This window comes from Candidatus Pantoea formicae (assembly GCF_011752625.1).
In the GTDB taxonomy this organism is placed as follows: domain Bacteria; phylum Pseudomonadota; class Gammaproteobacteria; order Enterobacterales; family Enterobacteriaceae; genus Pantoea; species Pantoea formicae.
Genome location: NZ_VWXD01000002.1, coordinates 262,537 through 276,022 on the forward strand (window position 1 = coordinate 262,537; position 13,486 = coordinate 276,022).

Genomic DNA, 13,486 nt, shown 5'->3' on the forward strand with positions numbered 1-13,486 from the left:
TTTTGTAAATTTTGAGTTCTCTCACAAAGTTCCCGATATTTTACAAATTGTAATACAAAATTTCTTTTTGATACGTAATTGCGAGATTTGAATCATTTTCGGGCTAGAAATAGCAACCCCGTGATGGAAAGATGCGTGCAGACACAGGAGACATCAAACTTCTTTCAAGGTTCCGTAAAGGTTTCTTGACGGCAGTGGCAGATGTCCAAATAACTCCAATGAGGGTAATAAAAAATGATGAAGCGCAACATTCTTGCAGTGGTTATCCCTGCTCTGTTAGCTGCCGGCGCAGCAAACGCAGCAGAAATCTATAACAAAGACGGCAACAAACTGGATCTGTACGGTAAAGCTGTTGGTCTGCACTACTTCTCTGATGATGCTGGTAGCGATGGCGACCAGACTTATGTTCGCTTCGGCTTCAAGGGTGAAACCCAGATTAACGACCAGCTGACCGGTTACGGCCAGTGGGAATACAACATTCAGGCGAACAACTCAGAAGGCGGTACCGACGCGCAGTCTGGTAACAAAACCCGTCTGGGCTTTGCTGGTCTGAAATTCGGCGATGCCGGTTCATTCGACTACGGTCGTAACTACGGCGTAGTGTATGACGCAATCGGCTGGACCGACGTACTGCCAGAGTTCGGTGGCGATACCGGTTACTCTGATAACTTCCTGGTTGGCCGTTCTACTGGTCTGGCGACCTACCGTAACACCAACTTCTTCGGTCTGGTTGATGGCCTGAACTTTGCTCTGCAGTATCAGGGCAAAAACGACCGTGACGACATTCGTCGTGCAAACGGCGACGGCTGGGGTACCTCTGTTTCTTACACCTCACCAATCGGTGTAGGCATCGTTGGTGCTTATGGTTCAAGCGACCGTACCAATGCTCAGAACAGCGCCTTCTATGGTAAAGGTGACAAAGCTCAGCAGTGGGCAACTGGTCTGAAATATGATGCGAACAACGTGTACTTGGCTGCCATGTACAACGAAACCCGCAACTCTACCTACATCTCTAACAGCAACGTCAACAGCGTTGACAATGGTCAGGTTGGTTTTGCTAACAAAACCCAAGGTTTTGAAGTTGTAGCTCAGTACCAGTTCGACTTCGGTCTGCGTCCATCCCTGGCATACGTTCAGTCTAAAGCCAAAGACGTCGACGGTATCGGCGATGTTGATCTGGTTAAATACTTCGATGTGGGCGCAACCTACTACTTCAACAAAAACATGGCGACCTACGTCGACTACCGTATCAACCAGCTGAAAGACGACAACGCGCTGGGTCTGAACACCGACGATATCGTAGCTGTTGGTCTGGTTTACCAGTTCTAATCATCTGATTAGTGACTTGTAACACCCTATAAACGGAGCCTTCGGGCTCCGTTTTGCGTTTCAGTGATCGCCCTCTCAATTAGCGCCACTACTTTATACATGTGGCTTATTTCTTTTTTATGTCAGCGGTTGGCAAGCGTATCATCTGACGCTACCCTGATAGCTCATTTTGCTAAAGTTCACCCAAACGGAACTGACTCATGTTTGAATCGATCTCTGCCGCACCCGCCGATCCTATTCTGGGACTGGCTGACCTGTTTCGCGCCGACGACCGCCCGAATAAAATCAACCTTGGCATTGGTGTCTACAAAGATGAAACCGGTAAAACACCGGTGCTGACCAGTGTTAAAAAAGCTGAGCAGTATCTGCTGGAAAATGAAACCACCAAGAATTACCTGAGCATTGATGGCTTGGCTGATTTCGCCCGCTGCACTCAGGAATTGTTATTTGGTAAAGAGAGCAACCTGATCGCTTCTGGCCGTGCATGCACTGCACAAACGCCAGGTGGTACCGGTGCGCTGCGCGTGGCGGCAGATTTCCTGGCAAACCAGACCAACGTTAAACGCGTCTGGGTGAGCAATCCAAGCTGGCCGAACCATAAGAACGTGTTCAACGCTGCGGGTTTGGAAGTCTGTGATTATCAGTATTACGATGCTGCCAGTCACAGCCTCGACTTTGCTGGCATGGTCGCCTCTCTGCAAGAAGCAAAAGCGGGTGATGTGGTGCTGTTTCACGGTTGCTGCCATAACCCAACCGGCGTAGACCCGTCTGCTGAACAATGGCAGCAGCTGGCTAAGCTGTCACAGGAGAAAGGCTGGCTGCCGCTGTTCGACTTTGCCTATCAGGGCTTTGCTCGTGGCTTAGATGAAGACGCCGAAGGTCTGCGAATCTTCGCGGCATCCCATCAGGAGTTGCTGGTTGCCAGCTCCTACTCCAAAAACTTTGGCCTGTATAACGAACGTGTCGGTGCGCTGACGCTAGTCGCGGCCAATAACGAAGTGGCTAAAACGGCGTTTAGCCAGGTGAAGTACAGCATTCGTGCTAACTACTCGAATCCACCTTCTCACGGTGCGGCTGTGGTGGCCACCATTCTCGGCAATGATGCGCTGCGTACCATCTGGGTGCAGGAGCTGAGCGATATGCGACAGCGTATTCAGCGTATGCGTCAGCTGTTTGTGAACACGCTGGCAGAGAAAGGGGCAAACCAGGACTTCAGCTTTATCATCAAGCAAAACGGTATGTTCTCATTCAGCGGCCTGACCAAAGATCAGGTGGTGCGCCTGCGTGAAGAGTTCGGCGTCTATGCGGTCAATTCCGGGCGCGTCAACGTTGCCGGCATGACGCCAGATAATATGTCTGCGCTGTGCGAGGCGATTGTCGCTGTGCTTTAATCTCTGAATGTTCAGTATGAAAAATGGGCCATAACGGCCCATTTTTTTATTGCAGGAAAGGATTACTGATCCGCTCACGGCCCAACGTCGAAATTGGACCATGCCCTGGTACAAAGGTCACATCATCACCCAGCGGTAACAGTTTGGTGTTGATTGCATCGATTAAATCGCTGTGGCTGCCCTGCGGGAAATCAGTACGTCCAACACCGCCATTGAAAATCACATCACCAGATATCAACAGCCGACCGATACGGTCAAAGAAAACAATGTGTCCCGGCGTGTGGCCAGGGCAAAGCAGGATTTCCAGCGTGACATTCCCGACCTGTACCGTTTCACCCTCTTCCAGCCAGCGATCGGGCGTCAGTGGCGCACACTCAGGCAAACCAAACATACGGCTTTGCGTGGGCAGATTATCCAGCCAAAACGCATCCAATTTATGCGGCCCAACGATAGGCACCTGGTAGTGTGACGCCAGTTCAGCGGCAGCACCCACATGGTCAAGGTGCCCATGCGTCAGCAAGATTTGCGACGGGGTCAGCCCCTTCTCTGCCAGAATAGCGATAATCGTCTCGGCATCACCGCCGGGATCAACCAACGCTGCCTGCTGGGTATCTTCATCCCAAATAACCGAGCAGTTCTGAGAAAAAGCCGTAACCGGAATAATGTGATAATTCATAGCGCTCCATGACCGACACACGCAGCGCTGTCGGTATCAGGACCAGTGCCTTGCAGGCCCGGTATCAATGTGTACGAAGTTGCTGCGAGGGTAATATCCTACACCACCCGCGCGCATTGATAACGCCGCTTTGCGAACATTGCTCAATGAAATCCCCTCAATGTGGAAGTCCATCGCCTGTCCTTTGGTGTGATAACTGTGTTTCGCCACGCCAGGCCCCGATTCACGCAACATATTATTCGTTGCCAGCGTACGGTAGCCCGAAATCAGCTGCACCGGCTTACGGGTGTTTAACACCATCTGTAAACGATAAAGCTGATCAAACAGATGCGGATCAATGTGTTTCACTTGATTGGCGCGGTAATCACGGAAGAAGTGGTTTAACCGGGCTAACTCATCCTTGTCATAACTCTTACCGTTAAAAAACTCCGTTTTAAGGGTTTCACCGGTGTGAAGGTTATTAAGCGTCAATACTCGGGGACGGGCCGTGGAAAGCGAAGCCAGTGCTGAACCAGGAAGCAGTGACAGACCTGCCGCTGCGCCTCCAATCAGGAGTAATCGACGACGTTGGGAATCAAAATTAGCCATGTAGCGGGGTTACCTAATCTAAAGCGACAAAAAAATGTGTAAAAAGTACACAAGGCCGAACAGTAACCGCAGCCTGGAAGTCAGTCAACCCGCAATGTGTCACAGAATGACCAAAACCAGCGCAAAATCGGAAATTTGCGACTGGTCTTGGTCTTTTCGAAGAGAGGTGAAAACTGGCAAATCAATGACTAGAGGAGAAGTTTTCCTGCTTTTGACAGCACCTGGCTACCAGAGCGCGCAGGATTATCATAATTGTAAATATCTGTACGATACTGCGGCTGGCCATCCGCCGCGACCCACGCAGTTAAGTAATAAAGATTCACCGGGATGCGGTGACGAATCGGCACGTAGCGCGTGTCGCCCTGCTTTAACGTGTCGGAGATGCGGCTGTCATTCCAGCCCACATCCTGCAACAGCAAATCGGCCAGTTCCGAGGCTTTATTGACGCGTACGCAGCCAGAACTCAACGCACGGATATCTCGCTGGAACAAGCCATGGTTGGGTGTGTCATGCAGGTAGATAGCATCCGAGCTAGGCATATTAAATTTATAGCGTCCCAGTGAGTTCATTGCCCCCGGCGCCTGGCGAATGCGATAAGGGAAACTCGCGGCGGAAACCATATGCCAGTCAATCATCGACGGATCGATCACTTCTGCATCTGCACTCCAGCCCGAAAGCAAGGTATAACCGTGCTTATAAAGGTAACCGGGATCCTGCTTGACCTTGGGTACAATATCCTGACGCACCAGCGTGGTGGGCACATTCCACGGTGGATTGAGCACCACGTTATTTAACGCACTGCGCATCAGTGGCGTTTTACGATCGGGACGTCCTACGATCACCCGTGATGACAGAATCGTGGCACCATTGTTGTAATAGGTGAGTGAATAGTTGGGAATGTTCACCATAATGCCGTTGTGCATATCATCCGGCAGCAGACGCAGACGCTGGATGTTCAGCGCCAGCAACGACGCTCGCATTTGCGGTGACACATTTAGCCACTCACGTGTACGAGGACCTATCGCCCCATCATCCGCTAAGCCTTGCCAGTGCTGGAAGCGTTTTACCCCTTCCACCAGCGCGTCGTCATAAACATTGTCGCCAGCGGGTGTTGCACTCGCCACAACGTTGTCGGTCGCAGCAGGTGCCTGCGCAGACAAATCATTGACGCTGGCAGCCGATGGGCTCACCGCAATCGGCTGATTGCTCTGGCTGACCGGCACAGGCGCGGTTGGCACGGCATCGTCGGCTGGGGTCGGTGTGCTGCTGTGCGTGGCAGCCGTCAACATACCGGTGCGCTGCAAAATCTCACGCAGTGCGGGCACATCGTTACTGATTTGGCCGGGGCGCAGCGTTCCGCTATCGCGCAACTGCGGCCATGGGCGATGATCGGTCAGCAATGCTTTAAGCGCGCTGTGCATCGGTGCATATTGCGGATGCTGCGGCGCCAGAGAGACCACAAACGAACGGCTACCTCCCCCATTCACCGCATTCTGCCATTGATTGATTGCAGCCACTGAAGGCATGGTGAGTTTGTAAGGTACGTTACTGTAGAGCCAGGTTTCACCCTGTGTTGGCACATTAGCCACAAACTGCAAATATCCCAACATCGCATCGCTCAGAACGATATCACGCGCCAAGCCCTTGATTTCGGGGTTAGTGAGCCGTTCAACCCAACGCGTAAACTGCGGCTGCACACCTGAAAGCGCGACTTCCGCCAGCTGCTGCTGAAAAGCCTGTACTGCCTCGCGATCCTGCCACAGTGGCGCCATATTGCGTGAGGCATAAATCCCGGCCAGACCGGGCAGATAGAAAGGTTGTTCGCTGGGGCTAAATGCTTGCTGGATCTGATGCTGGCTGGCTGCCACTGACATAACGCTATGTGACGTGCCCGGCAATGCGGCGATAATCGCGGCATGGCTGGCAGCCAACGGCGATAATCCCCATGCAACACTGAGTGCTAATACAGCACGACTGACTCTGCTTCTTTTGTTCAGCAACATCCCTGCCCCCTTCTCACCTAAGACACAGCGCCCTGTTATCGCCATGTACAGCCTTACTCTTATTGTTGAGTATACAAATAAAAAACGGCATCTGCCTCAGTGTGCAAATGCCGCTTACAGATTAAACGGTGCGCTGTTTTTTAACCAGATTCGGCGCTAGGTATTTTCTGTTTCTAAATTGATATCGCTGTTCACAGTCTTCACTGGGGTTGGGTCAGCCGAGAAACCGCGCAGGCCGACCACATGGACGTGTTCAGTGTTGTTGAACACTTTACGTACCAGTTTGTAAGTCGTGCCTTTTTCTGGGCTGATGTTCTCTGGCGCAGCAATGACCAGCTGCATCTCCAGACGCTCGCACAGCTCGAACAGGGTGGCGATGGAACGAGCATCCAGACGCGCCGCTTCATCCAGGAACAGCAGACGGCACGGTGAAATATCTTTACCGCGCAAGCGTCGTGATTCCTCTTCCCAGCTCTGTACCACCATCACCAGAATTGACATACCGGTACCGATCGCCTCACCAGTCGACAGCGCACCACTCTCTGCGCGCAGCCAACCGTCAGAACCACGGTTGACCTCCACTTCCATCTCCAGATAGTTGCGGTAGTCGAGCAGCTCTTCACCGATGGTTTGCGGCGTACGCTGACCCATATCGATTTGCGGGTTGAGACGCTGATACAGTTTTGCCAGTGCTTCCGAGAAGGTCAGGCGATTGCTGGTGAACAGATCCTGGTGCGCCTCATGCTCCTCTGACAACGTATCCAGCAGCGTGGAGTGCGCTTCACGGACGTTAACATTAAGACGCACACTGCGCACCTGGCCGAAGCTCACGGCCTGCAGGCCTTGGTTCAGCTGACGAATACGGTTCTGCTCGCGCTGAATGGTTTTGCGAATAATATTCGCCGCACTGCGTGAGCTGATGGCCAGCGTCTGCTCACGGGCGGTCAGCTCTTCCGTCAGACGATTCAGCTCGATCTCCATCTGTTCGATGGCTTCGACAGGATCATCGGTACGGATGATGTCCTGGCGAATACGCTCACGCAGATGCTGATACACCGCGATAAAGAACTGCACCTTACGTTCAGGACGTTTGGGGTCTTCCGACATGCGTAACACATCGCGAAGGTGTTCGTTATCCGCCACCGCCAGGCGCAGCGCACCCAATGCCTTATCCGACATCGAACGCAGCTCATCACCGCCCAGATAGGCCATCTCACGGCGATGCAGTCGACGCTCCATACCGTTCTCTTTCACCAGACGCAGCACCGTACACCAGCCCGCTTTAGCACTGACGACCTGCTCACGAATCTGATGATAATCGCGCTCCAGCTTGCGCAGTTTTTTCTGCAGGCTATCCATCTCGGCTTCACAGAAGGTCAGCTGTTTTTCCAGCTGATTGCGGCGCGCGCGATTGTGGCTTAATGCGGTATAGAGTTCATCGCGGCGGATACGCGCACGCTCTTCAGCGCTGGCATCGGCTTGAACGCCAATATCCTGCATCTCCTGCTGCAGCTCCTTCAACATGTCGCGCTTGGCGTCATAGGAGCTTTTCAACGAGGCCAGCACTTGTGAATACTGCGTCAACTGAGCCTGATGCTCACGCAGACGCTCACGAGCGCGACTGCGCTCGCCTTCTGCCTGCTCCAGACGCTGGCGCAGCTTGTCGTTGAGATCGCTGTTGCCCGTCAGCATGCCTGCTGAATCTTCATAGCTGAAGTGAGCGCGACGCTGCACCACTTCCGTCAGCGCAAAGGCTTGCTGACGTGCATCACGCTGCTGCTGCTGTGCTTGTTGGTAATCGCGTTCCAGCTGATCGTGCTGCTGCGGGTCGCTCTGCAACACTGCCACCAGCGGCTCCAGCTTACTGAGTTTGTTGCTGTGTTGATGCAGGAAACGCGCCGCTTCTTGTGCTTCTTCGACGCGCTCGCGAATCTCTTCACAGCGGTCGCCTAGCGAATCATCCAACAGCAGGTTAACGCGCGGCAGCAAACGGTTAAGCTGGCTGACGCCCTCTTTCGCCTGCTCGAATTGCGCGCGCTGCTGTTGGTTATCATTTTCATGCTGTGCCAGTGCACGCTCCAGCTCACCACGGCGACTGTTCAGCTGACGGATAAGCGCTTCGGGATCCTCATCAAAGGCCACAGCCAGATGACTGCCGATAAAACGGCTGAAGGATTGGTGCAAACGCTGAGTTTTCTGCACATCAAATGACAAGGTGGCGAAGCGTTCAGCCAACTGCTCACGCTCATTGCCGAGTAGCTCCAGCTGATTTTCACGCGCCGCGCGGCCAAATAGCGGCACTTTCGGGAAGCGGGAGTAGCGCCACTGGCGCTCGGCCACTTTCACCACCACGGCATTTTCCAGCTCATCGACGCTGAATACGCTGTCGTCAAATGACTGCGGATCCCCTTCAATCAGGTAGAGATCTTCTGGGCAATCGTCGAGGCCATCAAGCAGATCGCGCACCAATGACAGGTCTGGCACCACAATCGCGTGGCGTGATGGGCCATAAAGTGCGGAGAAGTACGGTGCATCATCCAGTGTCACGTCATCGTAGATTTCTGACAACAACACGCCACCAAAGCGTTCAGCGAGTTGCGTCAGTCGCGCATCCTCGGCACCACCAGGCTGGCTGAGACGCTCAATCTGCTGTTCGACTTCACGTTTCCGTGCCGCCACATTGTCACGTTCAACGGTGGTCTCACGCTCACGCTCCAGCAGTTGCTGCATAAATTCGGTGATCTGCTGGCTGCTGGTCAGCTCTTGTCCGGTCTGCTCGCTCAATTGCGTCAGGATTTCCTGCGCCGCCAGCCAGTGTGGTGCGCGCGCCGTGAGCGCGGTAATGCGTTCACGCAGCTGTTCCAGCTCCTGACGCATCAGCATGCGGCGTTCACCGGCATCCGCCACGCTTTCATTCAGCTGTTCAATCTGTGCTTCCAGCTCACGTTGCAGCCCTTCCAGCGCGTCGGCGTCATACTGCTGCCCCTGACGTTTGCAGAAGTCAGCCAACAGACGCTCGGCCTCGTGCTGCTCACGCAGGCGGGTTTCCAGCTCATTCAGGCGCAGGCGCAGCGAGGAGAGCTGGTCAGCATGATGGCGCTGGTTGGCCGCATCGCGCAGCAAATCACGCCCTACCTGCCAGGCTTCCTGGCGACTGACTTCACCGGCAATGCTGGTGACCAGTGCTAACGCTTGCTCAAACTGGCTGTGTGCCGCTTCAGCCACGCTGAGTTTCTGTTCCAGACGCAGCAGGTGTTCGGTGGCTTCTTCTTCACGCGCCTGGAAGGTTTCCTGCCATTCGGCCGCGTTATCGATAGTCAGATCCGGTAACTGGCATTGTGCACGGGCTTTTTCCAGCGCCTGCAACGCTTGCTGATATTGAATTGCCCGCGTTTGCTGCACATCGAGCGCCTGCTGGAAATCGGCCAGTTGGCTTTTCAGTTCATCAACTTCAATTTCAGCCGCTTCCGATCGCGCTTCATTCTCTTCCTGCACTTCACGCGCTTCGGCGACCACTTCGTTCTGTTCTTCGAGACGGTAAGTCAGCTCTTCAAGATCGGCATCATAGCGTTCGATCTTTTCCTGCTGACGCATCGCTGTCTGCACCAGATTCAGGTGATCGCTCGCACCTTGATAATCGGTTTCCAGATCGTTTTCTGCGCCGTTGTGCTCGGACAGCTCACGCGCCATCTCAATATGGCGATACTGTTCTGATGCCAACTGGTTACGGCTGGTAAACAGCTCATTGCGCAGTTGCAGTGCCCCATCAAGGTGGATGCGACGCTCGTTGGCGTGGCGCATATAATCCGCCGACACATAGCTGGTGGCTTCAGAAATCAGATGCTTAAACAAATCGCGATCGGACTGCGTAACGCGAATGGCTTCCAGCGTCATGCGGTTTTCACGCAGCGCCGCTTCCATATCCTGGAAGGCTTTACGCACGCCGCCATTCTCTGGCAACAGATAATCACGCAGTGAACGGGTGATGGCGCTGGAGATACCGCCATACAGCGAGGCTTCAATCAGGCGATAGAATTTACTGCGGTCACTGGCAGTGCGCAGGCGACGCGGCACCACACCCAGCTCAAACAGCACGGCATGATAGTCAGTGACGGAGTTGTACTGACGGAACTGCACACCTTCCTGCGCTTCAACACGTTCTTTGACTTCCGCCAGCGGCAGTACACGCGCCTGGCGGCTATTAAGAATCTCGGTCAACATATCCGTCGGCAACGAATCAGTCGGCAGGCCATGGATACTGAAAGGCTTGATATCCACCTTCTTATCGCGACCAGCCACCTGTTGCAGACGGACACCCACCACGACGCGCTGATGCCGGGAGTTGACCACATCCAGCACCGCATAACAGACGCCGGCGCGCAGTTTACCGTGCAGGCCTTTATCGCGTGAGCCTGAGGTGGCCCCCGCTTCGGTGGTGTTACGGAAATGCAGCAAGGTGAGATCGGGGATCAATGCCGTGACGAAAGCCGCCATGGTGGTCGATTTACCCGCACCGTTACCACCGGAAAGCGTGGTCACCAGCTCATCGAGATCAAAGGTTCGCGCAAAGAAGCCGTTCCAGTTAATCAGCGTTAGCGAACGAAACTTACCGCGTTCAATCATTCCTGTTCATCCTCCGCGTTATCATTCGCATCGCTTTCAACGTCATTCTCGTTATCTGCATCATCACTCTCGTTGGCCGCGGCTTTGTTCTCCAGCGTCATGGCTTCGCCATCGCGGATGAGACGCAGCTGTGCTTCACGCGCATCATCACCGCTGCGCACATCCGCGCCGAAGCGAAACACCGACTCCATGATGCGGAACTTGCTGCTGTCATTGCCCATGTACCACACCATACCTAAGCGGCGCAGGCGGCTGATCGAAGCACGCATTTTTTCCTGCAGCTTGGCGCGATCCAAGTCAGAGCCGGTCGAACGCTGGTTCACCAGCTTGAGCAGTTTGCTCTCATCCGCCAGTGACAGCAGCTCGTCATACAGCTCCTGCTGGGTGAAAATCCCCTCATTGGCCAGACGCTCTGGGCTGAGGTAGAGATAACACAGGATCTTACCGACCATCATATCCAGCTCGGACAGCACCGAGCGTGGAATCAGGGTGGTGGAACGCGGACGCAGATAGAAGAAACCTTCCGGCGCTCGCATCAACTCAACGTTGTAGCGCGCATAAAACTCTTCCAGGTACTCCTGGTAATCCATCAGAAAAGCGTGATTATCCAGCTCTTCAATACCAATGTGGCGTCCCGCGCGTAACTGGCTATCGAGCGCCGGGAAAATCGGGTTTGCCAGTGCCAACGCCAGTTTAACTGGCATCACTTGTTCAATATTTGTCGATGACATGTGCCTGCACCTTGGCTCCGTAATCATTAATAGTCTGCCATTCTGCCGGCAGACCGGCTAAATCAGCTTCGGCGACACCGAGGCGTACTGCCTGATCGATGACGATACGCGCCAAATCAAAGTGGCGCGCACGCGGGTATTGCGCCAGATAATCGCGCATCACCGTAGCGAGATGGAGCGGCTTTTGCTCCAGCTTATAAATCTGCAATGCTTCTTCGATCATCGCGGCAAGCTGCTCACGAATCTCGTTAAACTCTTCGTACTCCATCTCCGGCGGCAGTTCGCCCATCACCTCATCATTACGCAGCGTCATCTCTTCATCGCGCATATCGTATAGACGGTCGGCATTCGCGTAGGTCAATGCCCAAGGCTGGTCGAAATAGTTCTGCACCGACAGGCGTAAACGTTGCGCGAAGACGCGGTTCTTATCCATGTCGATGGCGGTACGGATAAATTTATGCACGTGGCGGTCGTAGCCAATCCATAAATCAATGGCCTGTTGACCCCAACTGATGATGCGGTCCAGCTTATTTTGCAGGTCAAACACCAGCTTATCGACAAAGCCCAGATCCGGGCTGCTCAGCGTAGCGTCCTGAATGCGCAACAGATTAGCCTGCAATTTGTCACCCGCCGCTTCCAACGTATCCTGCAGTTCACGCAGTGTGCCGGAGGTTTCGGACAGCAGCAGTTCACAGCTTGAAATCGCGGCACGCCAGTCTTTGTTGAGCAGGTCAGCGATATCGGTTTTCACCGCTTGTTGCTGCTCATCCATCAGACGTTGTGTCATGTCGATGCTGTCGAAGATCTCTGCCACGGAATATTTCAGCGGGGCAAAGACATTGCGATGCCAGTGAAATTCATCACCGTCTTCTTCAGCAGCATCGGCGGCGCGTTTCAGTTCCTGTGCCACAATCGACAGCTGCATTGACAGGCGCAGCGTGGAAAACTCGCGCTGGCGAATGTAGTAATCGGTAATGCCGATGGCCAGCGGCGTCAGACGATAAATCGCATGGCCTTCGGTTAACTCGCTGGTAAAGCGATTGAGCAGGCGCTGACGCACCATATCATTGATGGCGTTGTTGGCACGCACCTGCACGGTTTCGTGGGTTTGCTCAAAGGCTTTACTGACGTGACGAAACGCGTCGATCAGTTCACCTTCACTCATTTCACCGTCCATGCGCTCACCGTTTAGGGTGGCGATAGCCAGCAAAAAGGCCAGACGTTCTACCGGCAACGCAAGTGAAAAGTCATTCTTGCGCGCCCATGCCACCAATTCGGGGACCGTCTGGGAAAATTCGCTCATAGTTGATCCTTCTACCTGGGTTTGCGCGCGGTCACGTGGATATAACGCCCTAAACTCAAAAAGGGCTCCTGACGACAGTAGCGCCGTTCCATCTCAATAATGTCTTCTACGCTTTTCACGATGCCGGGCGGTGGCGGTTTCATGTAGTCAGAAAACACGCGAATTCCCGCACGGCATTCAATCTCAAAGCCTGCATCGACTAGCCAGCGATTGACATCCTCAGGATCGCGGGGGAAATCGGGCGACAACGTGCGTTTTTTGCGTTTAGTCATATTGGCACGCAGATAGCCGAAATTGCCGAGCTGAAGTGTGCGAAACGTCAGGCTGTGCGCGTTGTAAAACATCAACGACAGCACGCCGCCGGGCTTCAGCGTTTGCCACAGTGCTCGTAATACCGCTTCCGGTTCCGCGACCCACTCCAATACAGCGTGAAACAATACCAGATCAACCGGCTTATCCAAATGTTCGCCAACCTGCTGTGCGCTAATTTGTTTGAATTGCATGTTGTGGCTCACACCCTCGGTGTGCGCATGCGCTTCAGCCAGTTTAAGCATTTCAGCAGAGAGATCGCACAACAGGACCTGATGACCGCGCGCGGCCAGACCACAAGAAATTTGTCCGACTCCGCCACCGGCATCCAGCACGGCAAGAGGGCCGTCCGGCAAGGTCGGCAGTAGTGCATCAAGTTCGTCCCAAAGGATCGCCTGACGCACCAGCCCCTTACGGGTGCCATAAATGTTCTGCGAGAATTTGTCCGCCAGATCGTCAAAGTTACGATCCTGCATGATGATGGCTCCGGTTTGCTGCATTCAACTTGTGCTATTTTGTCACAGGCTCAACAA

General features: G+C 53.9%; 9 protein-coding genes. 2 read left to right on the forward strand and 7 right to left on the reverse strand.

Translation table 11 applies throughout. The features are described 5' to 3' along the window. Positions 1–234 precede the first annotated feature (234 nt). Both ompF and F3J38_RS05935 read left to right on the forward strand, forming a co-directional pair. Complete coding sequence (gene ompF / locus F3J38_RS05930) at positions 235–1,329, forward strand: porin OmpF (protein WP_304623124.1); 1,095 nt, start codon at positions 235–237, stop codon at positions 1,327–1,329. 200 nt (positions 1,330–1,529) lie between these two features. Further along, positions 1,530–2,720: an amino acid aminotransferase gene (locus tag F3J38_RS05935; RefSeq protein WP_167136009.1), complete on the forward strand. Its 1,191-nt coding sequence runs from the start codon at positions 1,530–1,532 to the stop codon at positions 2,718–2,720. Positions 2,721–2,766: 46 nt separating this feature from the next. Here F3J38_RS05935 and F3J38_RS05940 read toward each other — a convergent pair whose 3' ends face one another. The 7 genes from F3J38_RS05940 to cmoM all read right to left on the reverse strand — a co-directional run bounded on the left by F3J38_RS05940 (position 2,767) and on the right by cmoM (position 13,429). After that, entirely contained in the window at positions 2,767–3,396 is a 630-nt protein-coding gene (locus F3J38_RS05940) for an MBL fold metallo-hydrolase (protein ID WP_167136010.1), read from the reverse strand. 36 nt (positions 3,397–3,432) lie between these two features. Continuing rightward, positions 3,433–3,984: a peptidoglycan L,D-endopeptidase MepK gene (gene mepK, locus F3J38_RS05945; protein WP_039328994.1), complete on the reverse strand. Its 552-nt coding sequence runs from the start codon at positions 3,982–3,984 to the stop codon at positions 3,433–3,435. 188 nt (positions 3,985–4,172) lie between these two features. Then, positions 4,173–5,987: a L,D-transpeptidase gene (gene ldtD / locus F3J38_RS05950; protein ID WP_167136012.1), complete on the reverse strand. Its 1,815-nt coding sequence runs from the start codon at positions 5,985–5,987 to the stop codon at positions 4,173–4,175. Between the two features lie 156 nt (positions 5,988–6,143). Continuing rightward, the gene (gene mukB / locus F3J38_RS05955; RefSeq protein ID WP_167136014.1) at positions 6,144–10,610 is read right to left on the reverse strand and encodes a chromosome partition protein MukB; all 4,467 of its coding nucleotides are present in this window, start codon (positions 10,608–10,610) and stop codon (positions 6,144–6,146) included. Further along, positions 10,607–11,341: a chromosome partition protein MukE gene (mukE, locus tag F3J38_RS05960; RefSeq protein ID WP_167136016.1), complete on the reverse strand. Its 735-nt coding sequence runs from the start codon at positions 11,339–11,341 to the stop codon at positions 10,607–10,609. The genes mukB and mukE overlap by 4 nt, the downstream gene beginning before the upstream one ends. Further along, positions 11,322–12,644: a chromosome partition protein MukF gene (gene mukF, locus F3J38_RS05965; RefSeq protein WP_034820534.1), complete on the reverse strand. Its 1,323-nt coding sequence runs from the start codon at positions 12,642–12,644 to the stop codon at positions 11,322–11,324. The genes mukE and mukF overlap by 20 nt, the downstream gene beginning before the upstream one ends. A gap of 11 nt (positions 12,645–12,655) precedes the next feature. After that, the gene (cmoM, locus tag F3J38_RS05970) at positions 12,656–13,429 is read right to left on the reverse strand and encodes a tRNA uridine 5-oxyacetic acid(34) methyltransferase CmoM (protein WP_167136018.1); all 774 of its coding nucleotides are present in this window, start codon (positions 13,427–13,429) and stop codon (positions 12,656–12,658) included. Between the last annotated feature and the right edge of the window lie 57 nt (positions 13,430–13,486).